The sequence below is a fragment of the Nocardioides pymetrozini genome, assembly GCF_046058985.1.
Taxonomy (GTDB): Bacteria; Actinomycetota; Actinomycetes; order Propionibacteriales; family Nocardioidaceae; genus Nocardioides.
Genome location: NZ_CP175556.1, coordinates 1,572,451 through 1,592,738, shown reverse-complemented (window position 1 = coordinate 1,592,738; position 20,288 = coordinate 1,572,451). Strand labels below are relative to the sequence as shown.

Below are 20,288 nucleotides of genomic sequence, written 5' to 3'. Positions count from 1 at the left end.
GGAGACTGCTCTCCGGGAGTTCGTGAAAGTTATCACAAAGTCCCGGACGGCTCCGAATCGGGGGTCGTCTCGGGCTCCAGGGCGCCGATCTCCCCCGGGTCGTTGACGTGCGGCAGCGCGAAGGTGAGCGCGACGGTGACGAGCAGGCTGACGCCGAGCGCCCCCCACACGACGGGGCCGGTGAACACGCTGGCCAGGACCACGCCGAAGGCGATCAGGCCCGCCCACAGCCACATGATGATCACCGCCCGCCGGTGCGAGTGGCCGATCTCCAACAGGCGGTGGTGCAGATGCTGCTTGTCGGGTGCGAACGGCGAGCGCCCGGCCCGCGTCCGGCGTACGACGGCGAGGACGAGGTCCGCGAGCGGCACGATCAGGATCAGGATCGGCAGCGCGAAGGGCAGCAGCACCGGCAGGAGGCTGGCCCGTGCCCCGTCGGCGCCCTCGACCAGGTCGCCCGGCGGGAACTGGGTGGTGATCGTGATCGCGGTCGCCGACAGGACCAGCCCGATGAGCATGGACCCGCTGTCGCCCATGAAGAGCCGCGCGGGGTGGAAGTTGTGGATCAGGAAGCCGACGCAGGCCCCCGTGAGCGCCGCGGCGAGCAGCGCGCCGGTCGTCGCCAGCGTGAGGTCGTTGAGATAGGCCAGCGCGTAGCAGAAGAGGAAGAAGGCCGCCGCACTGATGCCGATGACCCCGGCGGCGAGGCCGTCGAGGCCGTCGATGAAGTTGACCGCGTTGACGGTGGCCAGGACGACGAAGGCCGTCAGCAGGGCGCCCTGGCCGGGGTCGAGCGCGAACACCTCGCCCGTCGACTGGTAGAAGTACTTGAACTGGATGCCGGAGTAGACGAGCACGCCCACGGCGAGCACCTGGCCGCCGAACTTGGTGAGCGCGTCCAGGTCGAGGATGTCGTCGACCACGCCCACCGCGCAGACCAGGGTGCCAGCCACGAGCACCGACAGCGCGTCGCCCGAGAAGGGGTTGCGGGTGCTCAGGAAGGGCAGCTGCTGGGCGACGAGATAGGCCGCCCACAGCCCGCCGAGCATGGCGAGTCCGCCGAGATACGGGATCGGCTCGGCGTGGACGTCGCGGTCGCGGACCTTCGCCACGGCGCCCGTACGGATCGCGATCTCCCGGGCGACGACCGTCAGCAGGTGGGTGACGATCGCGGCGACGAGGAAGACGACGAGGTACTCACGCATCGGCGGAGCCGGCCTCCTGTTCCCGGTCGGGCTCCCGGTCGAACTGGTCGGACTGGTCGTCGGGACCGACCTCGACCGTCACACCGAGCTCGGCCAGGGCGGCGTCCAGGTCCGCGACGGGGATCGCGCCGAGGCGCAGCAGCCGCGGACGGTCGGTGGTGGCGTCGACGATCGTCGACGCCACGCCACCCGGGGAGGCGCCGGCGTCGACGACGACGGCCACCGACTCCCCCAGCATCGCGATGGCGTCGTCCGCGTCGAGGGCGGCCGGCTGGCCGGAGAGGTTGGCCGAGCTGACCGCGAGCGGGCCGGTGCGGTCGAGCAGCTCGCGCGCCACGGCGTGGTCGGGCATCCGGATCGCCACGGTCCCCCGGGTCTCCCCCAGGTCCCACTGCAGGGACGGCTGCTGGTGGCACACGAGGGTGAGCGCGCCGGGCCAGAACCGCTCGACGAGCGGGGCGACGTACGACGGCACCCGCGTCGCGAGCGCCTCGAGCGTGCCCTTCGTGCCCACCAGCACGGGCGGCGGCATCTCGCGGCCCCGGCCCTTCGCGGCCAGCAGGCGGGCGACGGCGTCGGGGTCGAAGGCGTCCGCACCGACGCCGTAGACGGTGTCGGTCGGGAGCACGACCAGGCGGCCCAGGCGGACAGCTCGGCTGGCCGCGTCCAGCGCCGCCTCGCGCTCCTCGTCGGTCTCGGTCGGGAACCGCTCGGCACTCACGCGTCCCATCCTCCCACCGACGCCGGCGACTCCGGGTCCGGGTGCGCGCGGCGTGCCGTCACGAAGCGGGGGCGGCCGGCGAGGTCGCGGTGGTCGCGCACCTCCGCCCAGCGCCCGACGGCGCTGAACACCGCCGGCGCCGACTCCCCCTGCGCGTCGGCGTGCTCCACGCCCACCACGCCCCCGGGCTTGAGCAGGACCAGGCCGCGACGGGCGATCACGCGGATCGCGTCGAGCCCGTCGTCGCCGGAGAACAGGGCGAGGTGCGGGTCGTGGTCGCGTGCCTCGACCGCCACCGACTCCCACGCCTCGAGCGGCACGTAGGGCGGGTTGCTGACCAGGACGTCGACCTCGCCCACCAGGTCCTCGAACGCGGTAGCGAGGTCGCCCAGCCGCAGCTCGACGCCCGTCCCGGCGAGGTTGCGCTCCGCCCAGGCGTGGGCGGGCGGGTCGAGCTCGACGGCGTGCACCCGCGCGGCCGGCACCTCGTGGGCGATGCTCTTCGCGATCACGCCCGACCCGGTGCACAGGTCGACCACGACCGGGGTGCGGCCCGTCGCCGCGACCGCCGCCGCCTGGTCGACGGCCCACCCGGCGAGGAGCTCGGTCTCCGGGCGCGGGACGAACACCCCGGGACCCACCGCGACCTCGACATGACGGAACCAGGCGGCGCCGAGCAGATGCTGCAGCGGCTCCCGGGCCGCGCGCCGGGCCACCAGGCCGTCGTAGCGCCGCACCTGCTCGGGCCCGATGTCGCCGAGGAGGAGGAGCTGTCCTCGCGTGGTGCCGAGGACGTGGGCGAGCAGCTCGCCGGCGTCGTACTCCGGACTGGCCACGCCGACGGCGCGGAGCCGGTCGGCGGCCGCGCGCAGCAGCGGGCGGGGCTCGGTCATCGCCGCCTCAGTCCTCGAGCGCGGCGAGGCGGGCGGCCATGTCGGCGTCCACGCAGGAGTCGAGAACCGGCTGGAGGTCACCGTCCAGCACGTGGTCGAGGTTGTAGGCCTTGTAGCCGGTGCGGTGGTCGGAGATCCGGTTCTCCGGGAAGTTGTAGGTGCGGATCCGCTCCGAGCGGTCCACCGTGCGGACCTGGCTGCGTCGCGCGTCGCTGGCCTCGGCCTCGGCGGCCTCCTGGGCGGCCTGGAGCAGACGAGCGCGCAGGATGCGCATCGCCTGCTCCTTGTTCTGCAGCTGCGACTTCTCGTTCTGGCAGCTGACCACGATGCCGGTCGGCAGGTGGGTGATCCGGACCGCGGAGTCGGTCGTGTTGACGCTCTGCCCGCCCGGTCCGGAGGAGCGGAAGACGTCGATGCGCAGGTCGTTCTCGTTGATCTCCACGTCGACCTGCTCCGCCTCGGGCATCACGAGGACACCCGCGGCGCTGGTGTGGATGCGCCCCTGGGACTCGGTGACCGGCACCCGCTGCACCCGGTGCACGCCGCCCTCGAACTTCAGCAACGCGTACGGCGCCTGGCCCGGCTCGGTCGCGCCCGTCGCCTTGACCGCGACCGTCACCGACTTGTAGCCGCCCAGGTCGGACTCGGTGGCGTCGAGGATCTCGGTCTTCCAGCCGCGGCGCTCCGCGTAGCGGCTGTACATCCGGAGCAGGTCGCCGGCGAAGAGCGCGCTCTCCTCCCCGCCCTCGCCCGACTTCACCTCGAGCAGGACGTCCTTGTCGTCGGCCGGGTCCCGCGGGACCAGCAGCCGGCGCAGGCGCTCGGCGGTCTCCTCGCGCGCCGCGAGCAGGCTGTCCACCTCCTCCGCGAACGCCGGGTCGTCGGCCGCCAGCTCCCGGGCGGCCTCCGCGTCGTCGCCGTACCGTCGCCACTCCCGCCAGGCCGCGATGACCGCGTTGAGCTCGGCGTACCGGCGGTTGAGCGTGCGCGCCAGCCGGGCGTCGGCATGGGTCTCCGGCAGCGCCAGCCGGGACTCGAGCTCGGCGTGCTCGGCGAGCATGCCCTCGACGGCTTCGAACACGGGGGCTCCTGGTGGGCTCGGTGCGGGAGTCACCGCTTCAGCGGCGACTCCGGCGCTTCCTGACCTCTGCGACGGTCAAGAAGCACGGAAAGCGGTCAAGAAGGGTGGAGAAATGACGAGCGCCGGTCCACCCCGACGGGGCGGACCGGCGCTCGGAGGCAGCTACTTCTTGGCAGCCTTGGCGTAGCGGGCCTCGAAGCGGGCGACGCGGCCGCCGGTGTCGAGGATCTTCTGCTTGCCGGTGTAGAACGGGTGGCACTGCGAGCACACGTCGGCGTGGATCGTGCCGGACGTCGCGGTGCTGCGGGTGGTGAAGCTGGCGCCGCAGGTGCAGGTCACCTGGGTCGCGACGTACTCGGGGTGGATGTCCTTCTTCATGGTGTCCTCTCACGGGGGTCCGGGTCGCCACGCGGGTTGCGGGACGTGAACCGGAGCCAACAGACGATTCTACGGGGGCAGGGGCACCCGCCCAAATGCCCGGTGCGGCCTCTCAGTCGCGCTGGACCTTGAGCAGAAGCTCGTAGTTGGTGCGGGTATTCCGCAACCGCTGCAGGAGCGCCGCGTGGGCCTGGGCACGGTCGCCCTCCGCGAGCTCGCGCCGCAGCTTCCAGACGATCTCCAGCTCCTCCTTGCCCAGCAGCAGCTCCTCGCGGCGGGTCGCCGAGGCGACGACGTCGATCGCCGGGAAGAGCTGCTTCTCCGCGAAGTCGCTGCGCAGCCGCAGCTCGAGGTTCTCGGTGCCGCGCAGCTCCTCGAAGATCACCTCGTCGACCCGCGAGCCGGAGTCGACCACCGCGGTCGCGAGGATCGTCAGCGAGCCGCCGTTCTCGATGTTGCGCGCCGCGCCGAAGAACCGCTTCGGCGGGAAGAGCGCCGAAGAGTCGACGCCTCCGGAGAGGATCCGGCCGCTGGCCGGGGCCGCCAGGTTGTACGCCCGGCCCAGGCGGGTCAGCCCGTCGAGGAGGATGACGACGTCGTGGCCCAGCTCGACCAGGCGCTTCGCGCGCTCGACGGCCAGCTCGGCCACCGTCGTGTGGTCGACGGCCGGGCGGTCGAAGGTGCTGGCGATGACCTCGCCCTTGATCGAGCGCTCGAAGTCGGTGACCTCCTCCGGGCGCTCGTCGACGAGGACGACCATGAGGTGGCACTCCGGGTTGTTGGCCGTGATGGCGTTGGCCACCGACTGCAGCAGCGTGGTCTTGCCGGCGCGCGCCGGCGACACGATGAGCCCGCGCTGGCCCTTGCCCACCGGGGCGGCCATGTCGATCAGCCGGCCGGTCAGGTCGTCCGGCCCGGTCTCCAGGCGGAGCCGCTCGGTCGGCGACACGGGGGTCAGCTGGGTGAACTCGACTCGGTTCCTCGCCTGCTCGGGGTCGACCCCGTTGACCGACTCGATGCGGACCATCGGGTTGAACTTCTCCCGCCGCTCGCCGTCACGCGGCTGGCGGACCTGGCCGGTGATCGCGTCGCCGCGGCGCAGACCGTACTTGCGCACCATCGACAAGGACAGGTAGACGTCGTCCGGCCCGGCGAGATAGCCCCCGGTCCGCACGAACGCGTAGTTGTCGAGGACGTCGAGGATGCCCGCGGCGGGCACGAGCACGTCGTCCTCGCGGACCTCGGTGTCGGGCTCGCGACTGGTCCGGCCGGACCGGTCGCGGTCCCGACCGCGGCGCCGCCGGTTGCGGCGGCTGCCGCCCTCGCCCTCGCCGTCGTCGTCCGCGTCGTCCTGGTCGCGGGCCGCGTCGGGCTTCGGCTGGTCCTGCTGCCGGTCCTGCTGCCGGTCCTGCTGCCGGTCCTGGCGGCCCTGCTTGCCCTGGCCGTCCTGCTTGCCCTGGCCGTCCTGCTTGCCCTGGCCGTCCTGCTTGCCCTGGCCGTCCTGCTTGCCCTGGCCGTCCTGCTTGCCCTGGCCGTCCTGCTTGCCCTGGCCGTCCTGCTTGCCCTGGCCGTCCTGCTTGCCCTGGCCGTCCTGCTTGCCCTGGCCGTCCTGCTTGCCCTGGCCGTCCTGCTTGCCCTGGCCGTCCTGCTTCTGGCCGTCCTGCTTCTGGCCGTCCTGCTTCTGGCCGTCCTGCTTCTGGCCGTCCTGCTTCTGGCCGTCCTGCTTCTGGCGCTGGCCGCCGCCCTTGGCGCGGTCCCGCTTGGGCTGCGAGGACCCGTCCGCCGTACGCGCCCGCTGCTCGGTCGCCGGCCCGGCGCCCTGCTCGGAGCCCCGGTCCGACGGCTGCTCCGGCTGCTGCTGCGCCTGCTCCGGCTTCCGGTCCTGCGTCGACTCCGCCTGAGGCGCGTCGGCCGGCGCGGGGCGGGCCGGCCCGGCCTGCGCGGCCTTGATCGCGTCGATGAGCGCGGCCTTCTTCATCGAGCCGGCGCCGGCGATGCCCATGCCGTTGGCCATCGCCTTCAGGTCGGCGAGCAGCATGGCGTTGAGTCCACCGGTGCGCTTCTTCGGGGCTGCCGAGGCGGGCGCGGTGGATTCGGGAGTTTCGGTCACGTGAGTCCTTCCCACGGATCACGCGGGTTCCGGATCCGAACGACGCGGAACGCGCACTGGTCTGGTTCTGCGAAGGTCCGTCCGGCCGAGAGGTCGACGCGGACCTGGAAAGAGGGGCGGGCGATGATGCCCACCGGGCGCCGAGAGCTGCGGCGCTGCGTCAATGTACCACCGGGGTGGCGGGGCTCACGGCCGCTCCCGCCGATCGGGGCGTCGGCCTGCGCCTCAGGTCCCGTCCGGCGCAGCGCCGGTCCCGTCGACGGCGAGCGCGTGCGCGCCCCACCCGTCGGGGCAGCGCGCGAGCAGGCTCGCCGTCGTCGCGGAGCCGGGACCGTCGGTGAACGCCAGGACGGTCGGCCCCGCGCCGGAGATCACCGCCGGTACGCCGTCGCCGCGCAGCGCCTCCACGAGCGCCAGGCTCGCGGGCATGGCGGGGCGCCGGTACTCCTGGTGCAGGCGGTCCTCGGTCGCCCGCAGGAGCTCCTCGGGGCGCCCCGACAGGGCGGCGACCAGGAGCGCCGCGCGCCCGGCGTTGGCTGCCGCGTCGGCGTGGGGTACGGCGGCCGGCAGCAGCCCCCGCGCCGCCTCGGTCGCGACCGGAGTGGTCGGCACGTAGACGACCGCTCCCACCCGCGGGTCGACCCCGCAGGGCACGGCCCAGAACGAGCCATCGGCGTCCTGGCCGGAGATCACGAAGCCGCCGAGGAGTGCGGGCGCCACATTGTCGGGATGTCCCTCCAGCCGCGCCGCGAGGTCGAGCAGGGCGTCGTCGTCCAGCAGCAGCCGTCCACCCGCCACGAGCTCGCGGGCCAGCCACACGCCGGCGACGATCGCCGCCGACGAGGACCCGAGCCCGCGCGCGTGCGGGATGACGTTGGTGCACGAGAGCCGTAGGCCGTCGGGCTGCTTGCCGAGGCGGTCGAAGGTCGCCCGCATGGCCCGGACGACCAGGTGGCGCTCGTCGAGCGGCACCTCACCCTCGCCGTACCCGCTCACCTCGACGGTCAGGCCCCCGGCGGTCACCTCCGCCTCGAGACGGTCGTGCAGGTCGAGCGCGAGGCCCAGGGTGTCGAAGCCGGGGCCGAGGTTGGCCGACGTCGCCGGCACGCGGACCCGCACCGGGCCCTCCACGAAGGTCATCGAGCCCGAGCTCACAGACCGGCGGCGTGGGCGGCGGCGTCGACGTCGGCGTCCACGACGACGTCGGGCAGCGCCAGCCCGTCGAGGGCCGTGGCGATGTCCTTGAGACCGTGACCGGTGACGGTGACGGCGACGGTCGTGCCGGCGTAGGACTCCCCTGCCGCCAGCTCCGCGAGGAGGCCGGCGACGCCGGCGGCCGAGGCGGGCTCGACGAAGACGCCGTCGTTGGCGGCGAGGCTCTTCTGCGCGGCGAGGATCTGGGCGTCGGAGACGGCCGCGAAGCGCCCGCCGGACTCGTCGCGCGCGGCCTCGGCGAGCTTCCACGACGCGGGGTTGCCGATCCGGATGGCGGTGGCGCGGGTCTCCGGGTCGGGGAACGGCTCGCCGGTGACCAGCGGCGCCGCGCCCTCGGCCTGGAAGCCGCGCATGACCGGCGTGCGGGAGGCGCGGCCGAGGCCGGCGTACTGCGTGTAGCCCAGCCAGTACGCCGAGATGTTGCCGGCGTTGCCGACCGGCAGCAGGTGGTAGTCCGGGGCGTCGCCGAGGAAGTCGACGATCTCGAAGGCGGCGGTCTTCTGGCCCTCGAGCCGGGCGGGGTTGACCGAGTTGACCAGCGCCACGGGATACTTCCAGGCCATCTCGCGCGCCATGCGCAGACAGTCGTCGAAGTTGCCGCGGACCTGGATCACCTGCGAGCCGTGGAGCACGGCCTGGGCCATCTTGCCCGCGGCGATCTTGCCCTCGGGCACGAGCACGATCGGCGTGACGCCGGCCTTAGCGGCGTAGGCCGCCATCGACGCGGAGGTGTTGCCGGTCGACGCGCACACCACGGCGCGGGCGCCCTCGTGGACAGCGACGGAGAGCGCCGTGGTCATGCCCCGGTCCTTGAAGGACCCGGTCGGGTTGTTGCCCTCGACCTTGAGCCACACCTCGGCGCCGGTCAGGCCGGAGAGCCACCCGGAGTGCACCAGCGGGGTGCCCCCCTCGCGGAGGGTGACCGCGGGGGTGTCCTGCGGGATGTCGAGGAGCTCGCGGTACTCCTCGATGACGCCGCGCCACTGGCTGCTCGTCGCGGCGGCCCGCCTGCTCACACTGGTCATTCCTCAGCTCCCTCGACGCGCATCACCGAGGTGACCTCGCGGACGATCTCCATGTCGCGCAGCTGCTCGACGGTCGCGGACAGGGCCGCGTCGGTCGCCTCGTGCGAGACGACCACGAGCTGGGCGTCATTGCCCCTGCCCTCCTGGCGGACGGTCTGGATGGACACCCCGTGCTCGGCGAAGGCGTGCGCGACCGCCGCCAGCACACCGGCGCGGTCGTCCACGTCGATCGCGACGTGGTAGCGGGTGCGGGTCTCGCCCATGGGCAGCACCGCCCGGTCGGCGTACGCCGACTCGCCCACGCCGCGCATGCCCTGACGGTGGTTGCGGGCGACCGTCACCAGGTCGCCGAGCACGGCGCTGGCCGTCGGGGAGCCGCCGGCGCCGGGGCCGTAGAACATCAGCTGCCCGGCCGCGGCCGACTCCACGAACACCGCGTTGTAGGCCTCGCGCACGCTCGCCAGCGGGTGGGAGCGCGGGATCATCGCCGGGTGGACGCGGACGCTGACGGCCTCCTCGCCCTGGTCGTCGGCGCGCAGCTCGGCGATCGCGAGCAGCTTGACGACACAGCCCATGTCGCGCGCGGAGCGGACGTCGCCCGCGCTCACCTCGGTGATGCCCTCACGGTGGACGTCGGCGGCGGTCACCCGCGAGTGGAACGCCAGACTCGCCAGGATCGCGGCCTTCGCCGCGGCGTCGAAGCCCTCCACGTCGGCGGTGGGGTCCGCCTCGGCGTACCCGAGCGCCTGGGCCTCCTCGAGCGCGTCGCCGAAGCCGGCGCCCGAGGTGTCCATCTTGTCGAGGATGAAGTTGGTGGTGCCGTTGACGATCCCGAGGACCCGCGTGACCTTGTCGCCGGCGAGCGACTCGCGCAGCGGCCGCAGGATGGGGATGGCGCCGGCCACGGCGGCCTCGTAGTAGAGGTCGCGCCCCGCCTTCTCGGCCGCCTCGAACAGGGTCGCGCCGTCCTCGGCGAGCAGCGCCTTGTTGGCGGTGACGACCGAGGCGCCGTGCTCGAGCGCGGAGAGGATGAGCGAGCGGGCCGGCTCGATCCCGCCGATCACCTCGACGACGACGTCGACGTCCTCGCGCGCCACCAGCGCCGCGGCGTCCGTGGTGAGCAGCCCGTCGGGGACCTCGACCTCCCGCGGGCCGTCGAGCCGCCGCACGGCGACGCCCACGAGCTCGACCGGCGCCCCGACCCGGGCCGCAAGGTCGTCGGCCTGCTCACCGAGGAGACGCACCACCTGCGATCCCACGGAACCACAGCCGAGCACGGCAACCTTGAGAGGACTGTTCACCCGCTGATCGTATCGGCGGCGACGGACCCTCCCGTCACGGCCGGCAGATCGCGGACACCTTGCGGCCGCGGGCCGAACTCACGGCAGCGTGACGACCACCTTGCCGGTGACCCGGCCGGACTCCACGCGCTCCTGCGCGGCGACGACCTCCTCGAGCGGGAAGGCACGGTCGACCAGGACCGTCAGCCGGCCGGCGTCCGCCAGTGCGGCGACCTCGGCCAGGGCGGCGCCGTCCGCGGACACCATGATCCGGTCGAGACCGGTGGCTCCCGCTGCGCGGAGCGCCTCGACCGCGCCGTCCGGGAAGCCGGTGATCGTGATGACCGCGGTCCCCTCCCGGATGGCACCGAGCGGCGGGACGCCGTCGTCGACGGTCGACAGGACGACGTCCACCGGCTCGATCGCCGCGAGCGCGGCGTCGTCGCGGTAGTCGACCGTCTCGTCGGCGCCGAGGTCGGCCAGCGTGGGGTGCTTCGCGGCGCTCGCGGTCGCGATCACGTGCGCACCGCGGGCCTTGGCGACCTGGACCGCGAGGTGTCCCACGCCGCCGGCGCCTCCGAGCACCAGCACTCGTTTGCCCGCCGCGTCACCGACGAGTCCCGCCGCCTCGAACGCGTGCCAGGCGGTCAGCACCGCGAGCGGCGCGCCGCCCTGCTGCTCGACCTTCCAGGAGGTGGGGGCCTTCGCGAGGTCCGCCGCCGGGACCGCGACGAGCTCGGCGAGGGTGTGCGCCGCCCGGGGGAAGCGGGCCAGGCCGAAGACGGCGTCGCCGACCTCCAGTGACGCCACGGCCGCGCCGGTGGCGACGACCTCGCCGGCGAGGTCCCAGCCGGGCAGCGTCGAGTACTCGATCGGGCCGAAGTCGGACCCCGCGGCGCGGATCTTGACGTCGACCGGATTGAGCCCGACCGCCCCGACCCGCACCAGCACCTCGTCCTCCGCCGGGACCGGGTCAGCGATGTCGACCAGCTCGGTGACCTCGGCGGCGGCGCCGACCCCGGTGTAGCGCACTGCGCGCATGACGTGCTCCTTCGTGTGTCGTCTCGTGTCGTGTGTCGTGTGTCGTGTGTCGTGTGTCGTGTGTCGTGTCGTGCTGCGTCCGCCCAGCGGACCGGCTCCAGCCTCGCGGCGCGGCGAACGCCTCACCAGTGGCCGGATGGACGACATATGTCATGATCTGGCCATGTCCTCGGCCGCCCCCCACCGCATCGGCGTCGTCGCCCTGCCCGGTGTGTACGCCTACGAGCTGGGCATCGCCTCGCGCTTCTTCGGAGCCGCACTGGTCGGCGACCGGGCGGCCTACGAGGTCCTCACCTGCAGCCTGGACGGGCGTCCCGTCGCGACCTCGGCGGACTTCTCGGTCGCGGTGACCGCCGACCGCTCGGTCCTCGACGAGGTCGACACGATCGTCGTCCCGCCGTGGGGAGCCGCGCTCGAGGGCACCGACCCGATCGGGCTCGCCGACCATGCCGCGCAGCGCGTGGTGTCGTACTGCACGGGTGCCTTCACGGTCGCCGCCGCCGGGCTGCTGGACGGCCGGGCGGCGACGACCCACTGGCGCAAGGCGGAGCACTTCCGCAGGGCGTTCCCGGAGGTCGACTTCCGCCCCGACGCGCTCTTCGTCGACGAGGGCGACGTCCTCACCGCGGCGGGCGCGTCCGCCGCGATCGACCTCACCCTGCACATCATCGCCAAGGACCTCGGCGCCGCCGCGGCGGCGGACGTGTCGCGGGCGACGCTCGCCCCGCCGCACCGCGGCGGCGGGCAGTCGCAGTTCGTGCCCCGCCCGGTCGTGGCCGACGGCCCCGGCACCACCGCCGACGTCCGGGCCTGGCTGTTGGGTCGTCTCGACCGGCCCGTCAGCCTGGACGAGGTCGCCGACTCCTTCGGCCTCAGCGTGCGGACGCTGACGAGGCGCTTCCGCGCGGAGACCGGACTCACCGTGGGCGCCTGGCTCGCCCAGGCCCGTGTGGAGCGCGCCAAGGAGCTGCTGGAGACGACCGACGCGGGCGTGGACCGGGTCGCCGACCTCGCCGGCTTCGGTACGGCGGCCGCGCTCCGCAAGCACTTCCGCGACCGGGTCGGGCTGTCCCCGCAGCAGTACCGCGCCCGCTTCGCGCTGCGCACTCCCGCGTCAGCCTGAGCTCGCTCCCGCACGCCCGGCGAGCCGGGCCGCAGGAAGGAGCGCGAGCCCTGCCAGGACGGCGGCGGCCACCACCAGTCCGGTCGCGGCCGGGACCGGGGCCGATGCCGCGAAGCCGGCGAACACGACGCCGCCCAGGGCCAGCCCGACGCTGTTCGACAGGTAGTCGTCGAGCTGCAGCGCGGACGAGGTGGCGCCCTCCTCCCCCGGCGTCGCCGTCGCGAGCGCCAGCACCGACAGGGTCGAGAACGCCATCCCGATGCCGAGACCCGCGACGCCCCAGCCCAGGACCGGTACGACGAGCGGGACGCCCGGGAGCGCGACCAGGGCGAAGCAGCCGATCCCGCCGCCGAGCAGCACCGCGCCCAGGCGCACCCGGGTCGGCTGGTCGGCGAGCGCGCGCCAGCGCGCCGCGAGGACCGCGCCGGCCGACCACGCGACGGCCCCCGCGGTCAGCACCCAGCCGGCCTCGGCGAGTGACAGGCCGCGGCGCAGGGTCAGCAGGAGCGGCACGTAGACCTCGGCGGCGGCGAAGGCGGTGCCGATCGCGGCGCGCGCGCCGAGCACGGCGGGCAGCCCCGGGGCCATCCGCCACGTGCCCGGGGGCAGCAGGCGCCGGGCACCGATCCCGATCGCGACCAGGCCGAGGACCACGAGCGCCGGCCACGCCGGGTGGGCACGCTGGCCCGCCAGGCTGACCGCCAGCACGCCACCGGCGGCGAGCAGCGCGAACGGGAGCCGGCCCGCTCGCGGCCGGTCGACCCCGGGCCGCGACGGCGCGCCGGCGACCAGGACCCAGGCGGCCACCGCCAGCACCGGCACGCCGAGGAAGACCCAGCGCCAGCCGGCGACCGCCGCGACCTGTGCGGCGAGCGCGGGGCCGACCAGGGCCGGCAGCACCCACGCGGTGGTGAGGACCGCGAACACCCGCGACCGCAGCTGCTCCGGATAGGCCTGCGCGATCACGACGTAGAGCGCGACGCCGAGCACGCCGCCGCCGTACCCGTGGACCAGACGGCCGAGCAGGAACACCGGCATCGTGGGGGCGAGACCGGCCACGCCCACGCCGGCACAGAAGAGGACGAGCCCGCGCCGCAGCGCCGGCCCGGGTCCCTGTCGGTCGACCTGCACGCCCGCGGCCGCCAGCGCCACGACGGACGCCGCCAGTGGAGCGGCGAAGGCCACGGCGTACCACCGCAGCCCGTCGAGGTCCTGGGCGACGTCGGGCATCACGGTGGCGACGGCGAGCGCCTCGAAGGCGAAGAGGAAGGCGAGGGAGAAGACGCCGACCGTGGTCCGGCCGTGACGGCCCCGCCACGGCGAGACCACCGCGGCGTCGGCGACGGTCGTCACCCGTCCGACCGCCCGACGAGGAGGACCACCTTGCCGGTCGTCGCGCTCTCCTCGAGGGCACGGTGGGCGGCGGCCGCGTCGGCAAGGGCGAAGGTCGCACCGACGTGCGGGACGCGGGTGCCGTCGGCGGCGGCGTCGAGCGCGGCCCGCTCGAACTCCGCGAGGCGGCTCATGATCGGCGGCCCGAGCACGTCGACCACCGGCCGCTCGGGGTCGTCGTAGGCGTTCTGCGCGCCCGACGCCCAGCCGTAGCGGACGAGCCGACCGCCCGGCGCGAGCCGCTCGTAGAGCGCCTGGCCGACCTCGCCGCCGACACCGTCCAGGACGACGGTGAGCGGACCGTGCACGCCCGCGCCCTCGACCCAGCCCGGACGGCGGCGGTCCAGGGACGGGTCGGCGCCGTGCTTGGCGGCGACGGCGACCTTGTCGGGCCCGCCCGCGACGCCGATCGCGGCGGCGCCGACCGCGCGCACCCCCTGCAGGAGCAGGACGCCGAGCCCACCGGCAGCGGAGGTCACGGCCACCACGTCGTCGGGAGCGATGGCGGCGAGGTCGAGGATCGCGGCGGCGGTGCGGCCGGTGCCGATGGCGGCGACGGCGGTGGCCGCGTCGAGGTGGTCCGGCAGTGCGTAGGCGCGGCTCGCGTCGACCACGGCCTGCTCGGCGTACCCGCCGCCGGCGAAGCCAAGATGGGCCACGACGCGTCGGCCCAGCCAGCCCGGGTTCACCGCGGGGCCGACCCGGTCGACGACGCCGGCCACCTCGCGGCCCGGGATCACCGGCAGCTCGGGAGGCTCGCCCGCGCCGAAGGACTCACCGGCGCGGATCGAGGTGTCGAGCAGGTGGACGCCCGCGACCTCCACGGCGATCCGCAGCTGGCCGGGCCCGGGATCCAGGTCGGGGAGCTGCTCGAGGTGGAGGACGTCGGCGGGCCCGAAGGCGTGGTGGCGGATCGCGTGCATGACGACATTCGACAACCTGAACTAAGGTTGAGGTCAATGAACGACATCAACCGCGCGCTGCGCAGCCACGACCTGACGCCTGGCGACGTCGCCCACCGCTCCGGGGTGGCGGTCTCCGCACTCCACTACTACGAGCGCGAGGGGCTGATCAGCAGCATTCGCACCGCCGGCAACCAGCGGCGCTACCACCGCGACGTGCTGCGCCGCGTCGCGTTCATCCGGGTCTCCCAGGGCGTCGGGGTCTCCCTGGCCGAGATCCGGGCCGCGCTCGCCACCCTGCCCGAGGGCCGCACGCCCACCAAGGCCGACTGGGCCCGGCTGTCGCGGAGCTGGCGCAGCACCCTCGACGACCGGATCGCCCGTCTGGAGCGGCTGCGCGACACTCTCGACGACTGCATCGGCTGCGGCTGCCTGTCGCTGCGGTCGTGCTCGCTCGCCAACCCCGGCGACGTGCTGGAGCAGTACGGCGACGGGCCGATCCGGCTCGTCGGGCGGTCTCGCTCGCCGCTCGGCTAGCCCAGATCGGTCGCCAGCAGGTCGTCGACCGTCTCGCGCCGTACGACGACCCGCGCCTGTCCGTCCTTGACCGCGACCACCGGGGGCCGCAGGGCGTGGTTGTAGTTGGACGCCATCGACCGGCCGTACGCACCCGTCCCGGGGACGGCGACGAGGTCGCCCGGTGCGATGTCGCCCGGCAGGAACTCGTCCTTGACCACGATGTCGCCGGACTCGCAGTGCTTGCCGACGACCCGCGCCAGCACAGGGGGCGCCGCCGAGGCGCGGGAGGCGAGCGTGCAGGAGTAGTCGGCGTCGTACAGCGCGGTCCGGATGTTGTCGCTCATCCCTCCGTCCACGGACACGTAGGTGCGCCGGGCCCCGCCGTCGAGCTCGACCTCCTTGACGGTGCCGACGGTGTAGACCGTGCACATGGCCGGCCCCACGATGGCCCGGCCCGGCTCGATCGAGAGACGCGGCTCCTCGATGCCGAGCGCACGACACTCGTGCACGACGATCTCGCGCATGCCCGCGGCCAGCTCGGCGGCGGGCTTGGGGTCGTCCTGGCTGGTGTAGGCGATGCCGAAGCCGCCCCCGAGGTCCATCTCGGGCAGGACGACGCCCAGCTCCGAGGCGATGCGTGCGTGCAGCGCCAGCACCCGCCTCGCGGCCACCTCGAAGCCGGCCGTGTCGAAGATCTGGCTGCCGATGTGCGAATGCAGGCCGAGCAGCTCGACGCCGTCCGCGGCGATCACCCGGCGGGCGGCCTCGAACGCGGCGCCGGACGCGATCGAGAACCCGAACTTCTGGTCCTCGTGGGCCGTCGCGATGAACTCGTGGGTGTGGGCCTCGACCCCGGCCGTGACGCGCACCATCACGCGCGCCGGCGTACCGGTCTCGGCGACGATCGCCGCCACCCGCTCGATCTCGTGGAACGAGTCGACGATGATCCGACCGACGCCGAGGACGATCGCCCGCCTCAGCTCCATCGGCGTCTTGTTGTTGCCGTGGTAGCCGATCCGCTCGGGCTCGACTCCCCCGCGCAGCGCCACGGTGAGCTCGCCGTCGGAGCACACGTCGAGGAAGAGACCCTCCTCGCCGATCCAGCGGGCGACCGCCGTGCACAGGAACGCCTTGCCGGCGTAGTAGACGTCGTAGCCGGCGAAGCCGTCGCGGAACGCGCGCGCTCGCGCCCGGAAGTCCTCCTCGTCCAGGACGTACGCCGGGGTGTTGACGTCGGCGACCAGGTCCGGGACCGCGAGGCCGCCGACGTACAGCACGCCGTCGTCGTCCTTGCGCGCCGACCCGGGCCACAGGGCCGGCACCAGCGCGTTGACGTCGGCCGGCTCGCGCAGCCAGACAGGCGACGTACCGGCGTAGTCGCCGGGCGGGACGCGTCCCATCACATCCGCTCCGGCGCGGAGACGCCGAGCAGGTCGAGCCCGTTGGCGAGCACCGTCTGCGTCGCCACCACGAGCACCATGCGCGCCAGGTTGGCGGGACGGACCGGCTCGTCACCCTGCGGGAGCATCCGGCACTCCTTGGTGTCGTACCACTTGTTGAAGACCGATGCGGTGGCCTCGAGATAGCGGGCGACCCGGTGCGGCTCGCGCAGCTCGGCCGCGCTGGCGACGACGCGCGGGTACTCCGCCAGGGCGCGCAGCAGCTCGCCGTCGCGCTCGTGGTCGAGCAGGGCGGGGTCGAAGGCACCGCTCTCCGGCAGCGCCATGCCGAGGTCGGCGGCGTTGGCGAGCATCCGGCAGGTGCGCGCGTGGGCGTACTGCACGTAGTAGACCGGGTTGTCGTTGGACGCCTTGGTGATCTCGGCGACGTCGAGGGTCAGCGGGGAGTCGGCCGGGTAGCGCGCGAGCGAGTAGCGCAGCGCGTCGACGCCGATCGCCTCGGCGAGCTCGTCGAGGGTCACGATGGTGCCCGCGCGCTTGGACAGCTTGAGCTCCTCGCCGTCCTGCAGGATCTTCACCAGCTGCCCGATCATCACGTCGAGGGTCTGGTCCGGGTCGTCGCCGACGCAGGCCGCCATCGCGCGGAGCCGGCCGACGTACCCGTGGTGGTCGGCGCCGAGCAGGTAGATGCAGTGCTCGAAGCCCCGCGCCCGCTTGTCCAGGTAGTAGGCGGTGTCGGAGGCGAAGTAGGTCAGCTCGCCGTCGCTCTTGATGAGCACCCGGTCCTTGTCGTCGCCGAAGTCGGTGGTGCGCATCCACAGGGCGCCGTCGTCCTCGAAGACGTGGCCGAGGTCCTTGAGCCGCTGCAGGGTCTCCGGCACCGAGCCCGACTCGTGGAGGGACAGCTCGGAGAACCACACGTCGAAGTGGGTGTTGAAGGCGGCGAGCTGCGCCTGCTGCTCGGCCAGCTGGAGCTCGTAGCCCTTGGCCCGGACGGCGGCACGCCGCTCCTCGCCCTCGAGCTCGAAGATGCCGGGACTGGCCGCCTCGACGGCCTTCGCGAGGTCCTCGATGTAGGCGCCGGCGTACCCGCCCTCGGGCTTGGGCTCGCCGAGCGCGGCGGCGATGATCGAGTCCGCGAAGTGGTTCATCTGCACGCCGCGGTCGTTGATGTAGAACTCCCGGGTCACGTCCGCACCCGCGGCGGCCAGGACCCGGCCGATCGCGTCGCCGAGCACGGCCCAGCGGGTGTGGCCCAGGTGCAGCGGGCCCGTCGGGTTGGCCGAGATGAACTCGACGTTGATCCGCTGGCCCCGCAGCGTCTCGGTCCGCCCGTACGACCGACCGGCGGCGAGGATCTCGGCGGCCACCTGGCCCTGTGCCCCGGCCTCGACGGTGATGTTGAGGAAGCCCGGGCCGGCGAGCTCGACGCCGGCGACGCCGTCGGCCTCCCGCAGGCGCGCCGCGAGCAGCTCGCCGAGCGCCCGCGGGTTGGTCCCGGCTCGCTTGGCCAGCTGCAGCGCGACATTGGTCGCGTAGTCGCCGTGGCCCTTCTGCCGCGGTCGCTCCACCGTCACCTCGCTGGGGACGCCGTCGGGCAGGGTGAGGTCACCCTGGTCGACGAGCGTCGAGAGGGCGTCGACGATCGTGGCGGAGAGCTGGGCAGGAGTCACCCCCAGAGCGTATCGAGGGACACCGGTTTCCTTTGCAGCGATATCGACCGGTAAGGTTCCACACCGCGCCTCCTGGGGCGCTTGCCTCCGTAGCTCAGGGGATAGAGCACTGGTTTCCGGTACCAGGTGTCGCAGGTTCGAATCCTGCCGGAGGCGCTGACGAACCGCAGGCCGCTGGCCTGCGGTTCTCGTCGTTCCAGGGCCCGTACGCTCTCCCCCTGTGTCGACCGAGCCCTCCCGCGTCACCATCCACACCGACGGCGCCTGCCTGGGCAACCCGGGCCCCGGCGGCTGGGGGGCGGTGCTGCGCTACGGCGTCCACGAGCTCGAGCTGTACGGCGGCGAGCCGGCCACCACGAACAACCGGATGGAGCTGATGGCCGCCATCGTGGCCCTCGAGACGCTCACCCGCCCCTCGGTGGTCGACGTGCACACCGACAGCAGCTACGTGCGCAACGGGATCATGTCCTGGGTCGCGAAGTGGAAGGCGAACGGCTGGCGCACCGCCGCCAAGGCCCCCGTCAAGAACGACGACCTGTGGCGACGGCTCGACCACGCCGCCGCCGTCCACGACGTCACCTGGCACTGGGTCAAGGGCCACGCCGGCGACCCCGGCAACGAGCGCGCGGACGCCCTCGCCGGCAAGGGCGCCCGCGAAGCCCGCGAGGTGTGAGTGGTGGGGGCGCGAGGTGTGAGTGGTGGGGCGCATCGAGATGCACGCGGCCCCGCTTCTCACACCTCGCGGCCCCGTTTCTCACACCTCGCGGCCCCGCTTCTCACACCTCGCGGTCAGCACCTCTCGATGGTGGCGTCGTCGCGCGCCGCGTTGCCGTAGCGCTTCGCGTCGGCGGTGTTGGGGAGGACGACGCTCGCGCCGCCGACGTTGCCGATGCTGCCCTGCAGGACACAGGTGGTGACCTTCGCCGGGTCGACCTGGGCGATGGCCTGGGCGATCCGGAAGAGGTCCTTGGGCGAGACGTCGTGCGTGCGCAGGTGCTTGAGGACCGAGAGGACCTGCTTCTCGATCCAGCCGGGCTGGTCGGCCTTGCGGGCGATCTTCTGCTGGATCCCGCGCAGCACCAGCTGCTGGTTGGCCGAGCGGTCGAAGTCGCCGCGGGGCAGCGCCTTGCGGACGCGGGCGAACTCCACGGCCTTCATGCCGTTGATGCGCACCTTGCCGGCGGGCCAGCCCTGGGGATGGAGGGACTGGTCCGCGAAGGCGCGGGGGTTGTCGACCGTGATGCCGCCGATGCCGCTGATCAGGTTCGCCAGCGAGCTGAACGGTGCCAGCATGACGTAGTCGGGCTGCACGCCGATCAGGTTGCCGACCGTCTCGCCGAGCAGCCGCGGGCCGCCGTAGTAGAGCGCCGCGTTCACGCGGTTGGACCCGACGCCCGGGATCGGCACCCAGCTGTCCCGGGGGATGCCGACGGCCGTGGCGGCACCGGTCCGGGTGTCGATGCCGACCAGCTGGAGGGCGTCGCCGCGGGTCCGCTCGGGGTCCTCCCCCGGCCGCGCGTCGGAGCCGACCGCGAGGATCCAGACCACGTCGGGGTCGACGTCGACGCCGGCCGCGCGGTCGATCTTGACGAGCGTGAAGTGGGTCGGCGCGGGAGCGCTGTCGGGCACCAGCAGCGCCGTCAGGCCCAGCACCACGCCGAGCACCAGGGTTCGCACGAGGACACGCATCTCAGGCACCTTCCTCGCCGCGGCTCACGTCGAAGCCGAAGACCCGCCAGCCGTCCTTGCCCGGCGTCAGCAGCAACCGGCCGCTCACCTGGTCGGTCCGCTCGACGCCCCCGGCCAGCTCGACGGTCACGGCGACGTGGGCGGTCGCGCCCGCCGGCCTGCCCTGTACGCCGAGGACGTCGACGGTGACCGAGCGCTGCGTGACCTCGGACCGCTCGACCTGCCCGGCCACCTCGGCGTTGCTCATCACGGCGGGCTGGCCGAGGGCGAGCTCGCGGGCGTCCTCGGTGAACGCCGCGAACGCCTCGTCGAAGCCGCTGCGCGGGTAGTCGCCGGCGTACCCGCCGTCGATCCAGCCGTCGACCACCTCGGTGACCTCGGCGAGCACCTGCTGGGCCTGCGCGTCGTCGAGCCCGCCGCGCACCTTGCCCAGCTCCGCGGTCGTCTCGACCGCCTGCTCGCCGGAGCCGCCGCCGCTCCCCCCGCCGGGCCCTTCCCCGTCGCCCGAGCAGCCGCCGAGAGCGAGCCCCGCGACCACCGCGAGGGTCGCCGCGGCCACGCTCGTCCGGCCCCGTCCTGGTCCTGTCCGCACGCCTGTCGCCCCCGATCTCCGTACCGGCGCCACGCCGCCTCGGTGTCTG

Annotated in this window: 19 protein-coding genes and 1 tRNA gene; 4 read left to right on the top strand and 16 right to left on the bottom strand. The window is 73.7% G+C overall.

Features of this window, described 5'->3' with window-relative positions; genetic code table 11:
- Nucleotides 1-32: 32 nt before the first annotated feature.
- From ACJ5H2_RS07755 to ACJ5H2_RS07710, 10 genes are all read right to left on the bottom strand, one after another.
- The gene (locus ACJ5H2_RS07755) at nucleotides 33-1,205 is read right to left on the bottom strand and encodes a glycosyltransferase family 4 protein (protein WP_408898994.1); all 1,173 of its coding nucleotides are present in this window, start codon (nucleotides 1,203-1,205) and stop codon (nucleotides 33-35) included.
- A complete protein-coding gene (locus ACJ5H2_RS07750; RefSeq protein WP_408898993.1) occupies nucleotides 1,198-1,926 on the bottom strand; it encodes an L-threonylcarbamoyladenylate synthase in 729 nt (242 codons plus the stop codon). The genes ACJ5H2_RS07755 and ACJ5H2_RS07750 overlap by 8 nt, the downstream gene beginning before the upstream one ends.
- Complete coding sequence (gene prmC, locus ACJ5H2_RS07745) at nucleotides 1,923-2,819, bottom strand: peptide chain release factor N(5)-glutamine methyltransferase (RefSeq protein WP_408898992.1); 897 nt, start codon at nucleotides 2,817-2,819, stop codon at nucleotides 1,923-1,925. Before prmC ends, ACJ5H2_RS07750 begins: the two co-directional genes overlap by 4 nt.
- A gap of 7 nt (nucleotides 2,820-2,826) precedes the next feature.
- Nucleotides 2,827-3,900 carry a peptide chain release factor 1 gene (gene prfA / locus ACJ5H2_RS07740; RefSeq protein ID WP_408898991.1) on the bottom strand — a complete coding sequence of 358 codons (1,074 nt, stop codon included), beginning with the start codon at nucleotides 3,898-3,900 and terminating at the stop codon, nucleotides 2,827-2,829.
- 162 nt (nucleotides 3,901-4,062) lie between these two features.
- Nucleotides 4,063-4,278 carry a 50S ribosomal protein L31 gene (gene rpmE, locus ACJ5H2_RS07735; protein ID WP_408898990.1) on the bottom strand — a complete coding sequence of 72 codons (216 nt, stop codon included), beginning with the start codon at nucleotides 4,276-4,278 and terminating at the stop codon, nucleotides 4,063-4,065.
- A 112-nt stretch (nucleotides 4,279-4,390) separates the two neighbouring features.
- On the bottom strand, nucleotides 4,391-6,388 hold the full coding sequence (gene rho, locus ACJ5H2_RS07730; RefSeq protein ID WP_408898989.1) for a transcription termination factor Rho: 1,998 nt from the start codon (nucleotides 6,386-6,388) through the stop codon (nucleotides 4,391-4,393).
- Between the two features lie 225 nt (nucleotides 6,389-6,613).
- Nucleotides 6,614-7,528 carry a homoserine kinase gene (gene thrB, locus ACJ5H2_RS07725; RefSeq protein WP_408898988.1) on the bottom strand — a complete coding sequence of 305 codons (915 nt, stop codon included), beginning with the start codon at nucleotides 7,526-7,528 and terminating at the stop codon, nucleotides 6,614-6,616.
- Between the two features lie 11 nt (nucleotides 7,529-7,539).
- Nucleotides 7,540-8,619, bottom strand: a complete 1,080-nt coding sequence (gene thrC, locus ACJ5H2_RS07720) for a threonine synthase (RefSeq protein WP_408898987.1) — start codon at nucleotides 8,617-8,619, stop codon at nucleotides 7,540-7,542.
- A 5-nt stretch (nucleotides 8,620-8,624) separates the two neighbouring features.
- Nucleotides 8,625-9,929: a homoserine dehydrogenase gene (locus tag ACJ5H2_RS07715; protein ID WP_408898986.1), complete on the bottom strand. Its 1,305-nt coding sequence runs from the start codon at nucleotides 9,927-9,929 to the stop codon at nucleotides 8,625-8,627.
- Nucleotides 9,930-10,007: 78 nt separating this feature from the next.
- Nucleotides 10,008-10,949 (bottom strand): NADP-dependent oxidoreductase, encoded by a 942-nt coding sequence (locus ACJ5H2_RS07710; protein ID WP_408898985.1) that lies wholly within the window; start codon nucleotides 10,947-10,949, stop codon nucleotides 10,008-10,010.
- Between the two features lie 163 nt (nucleotides 10,950-11,112).
- Between ACJ5H2_RS07710 and ACJ5H2_RS07705 the strand changes: the two genes are divergently transcribed.
- Nucleotides 11,113-12,072 carry a GlxA family transcriptional regulator gene (locus ACJ5H2_RS07705; RefSeq protein ID WP_408898984.1) on the top strand — a complete coding sequence of 320 codons (960 nt, stop codon included), beginning with the start codon at nucleotides 11,113-11,115 and terminating at the stop codon, nucleotides 12,070-12,072.
- Here ACJ5H2_RS07705 and ACJ5H2_RS07700 read toward each other — a convergent pair.
- Nucleotides 12,064-13,425 carry an MFS transporter gene (locus ACJ5H2_RS07700; protein ID WP_408898983.1) on the bottom strand — a complete coding sequence of 454 codons (1,362 nt, stop codon included), beginning with the start codon at nucleotides 13,423-13,425 and terminating at the stop codon, nucleotides 12,064-12,066. The two genes, ACJ5H2_RS07705 and ACJ5H2_RS07700, sit on opposite strands and share 9 nt — an antisense overlap.
- Complete coding sequence (locus ACJ5H2_RS07695) at nucleotides 13,422-14,387, bottom strand: zinc-binding dehydrogenase (protein WP_408898982.1); 966 nt, start codon at nucleotides 14,385-14,387, stop codon at nucleotides 13,422-13,424. The genes ACJ5H2_RS07700 and ACJ5H2_RS07695 overlap by 4 nt, the downstream gene beginning before the upstream one ends.
- 36 nt (nucleotides 14,388-14,423) lie before the next feature.
- Between ACJ5H2_RS07695 and soxR the strand changes: the two genes are divergently transcribed.
- A complete protein-coding gene (soxR, locus tag ACJ5H2_RS07690) occupies nucleotides 14,424-14,903 on the top strand; it encodes a redox-sensitive transcriptional activator SoxR (protein WP_408898981.1) in 480 nt (159 codons plus the stop codon).
- On the opposite strand, the gene lysA is transcribed toward soxR, so the two are convergent.
- Both lysA and argS read right to left on the bottom strand, forming a co-directional pair.
- Nucleotides 14,900-16,285, bottom strand: coding sequence for a diaminopimelate decarboxylase (gene lysA, locus ACJ5H2_RS07685; protein ID WP_408898980.1), 1,386 nt, complete (start codon nucleotides 16,283-16,285; stop codon nucleotides 14,900-14,902). The genes soxR and lysA overlap by 4 nt on opposite strands.
- The gene (argS, locus tag ACJ5H2_RS07680) at nucleotides 16,285-17,958 is read right to left on the bottom strand and encodes an arginine--tRNA ligase (protein ID WP_408898979.1); all 1,674 of its coding nucleotides are present in this window, start codon (nucleotides 17,956-17,958) and stop codon (nucleotides 16,285-16,287) included. The genes lysA and argS overlap by 1 nt, the downstream gene beginning before the upstream one ends.
- An 83-nt stretch (nucleotides 17,959-18,041) precedes the next feature.
- Between argS and ACJ5H2_RS07675 the strand changes: the two genes are divergently transcribed.
- Nucleotides 18,042-18,114: transfer RNA gene (locus ACJ5H2_RS07675), tRNA-Arg, on the top strand.
- 64 nt (nucleotides 18,115-18,178) lie between these two features.
- The gene (gene rnhA, locus ACJ5H2_RS07670) at nucleotides 18,179-18,631 is read left to right on the top strand and encodes a ribonuclease HI (RefSeq protein WP_408898978.1); all 453 of its coding nucleotides are present in this window, start codon (nucleotides 18,179-18,181) and stop codon (nucleotides 18,629-18,631) included.
- Nucleotides 18,632-18,747: 116 nt separating this feature from the next.
- Here the strand turns inward: rnhA and ACJ5H2_RS07665 are convergent, their stop codons facing one another.
- Complete coding sequence (locus ACJ5H2_RS07665; RefSeq protein WP_408898977.1) at nucleotides 18,748-19,647, bottom strand: LCP family protein; 900 nt, start codon at nucleotides 19,645-19,647, stop codon at nucleotides 18,748-18,750.
- Nucleotide 19,648: 1 nt separating this feature from the next.
- Entirely contained in the window at nucleotides 19,649-20,206 is a 558-nt protein-coding gene (locus ACJ5H2_RS07660; RefSeq protein WP_408898976.1) for a hypothetical protein, read from the bottom strand.
- Nucleotides 20,207-20,288 lie beyond the last annotated feature (82 nt).

Excerpts from the sequence above, each read along its gene's own strand:
- ACJ5H2_RS07755 (WP_408898994.1), bottom strand. The coding sequence starts at position 1,205 with ATGCGTGAGTACCTCGTCGTCTTCCTCGTCGCCGCGATCGTCACCCAC.
- prmC (WP_408898992.1), bottom strand. The coding sequence starts at position 2,819 with ATGACCGAGCCCCGCCCGCTGCTGCGCGCGGCCGCCGACCGGCTCCGC.
- rpmE (WP_408898990.1), bottom strand. The coding sequence starts at position 4,278 with ATGAAGAAGGACATCCACCCCGAGTACGTCGCGACCCAGGTGACCTGC.
- thrB (WP_408898988.1), bottom strand. The coding sequence starts at position 7,528 with ATGACCTTCGTGGAGGGCCCGGTGCGGGTCCGCGTGCCGGCGACGTCG.
- ACJ5H2_RS07710 (WP_408898985.1), bottom strand. The coding sequence starts at position 10,949 with ATGCGCGCAGTGCGCTACACCGGGGTCGGCGCCGCCGCCGAGGTCACC.
- ACJ5H2_RS07705 (WP_408898984.1), top strand. The coding sequence starts at position 11,113 with ATGTCCTCGGCCGCCCCCCACCGCATCGGCGTCGTCGCCCTGCCCGGT.
- ACJ5H2_RS07695 (WP_408898982.1), bottom strand. The coding sequence starts at position 14,387 with ATGCACGCGATCCGCCACCACGCCTTCGGGCCCGCCGACGTCCTCCAC.
- soxR (WP_408898981.1), top strand. The coding sequence starts at position 14,424 with ATGAACGACATCAACCGCGCGCTGCGCAGCCACGACCTGACGCCTGGC.
- lysA (WP_408898980.1), bottom strand. The coding sequence starts at position 16,285 with ATGGGACGCGTCCCGCCCGGCGACTACGCCGGTACGTCGCCTGTCTGG.
- ACJ5H2_RS07665 (WP_408898977.1), bottom strand. The coding sequence starts at position 19,647 with ATGCGTGTCCTCGTGCGAACCCTGGTGCTCGGCGTGGTGCTGGGCCTG.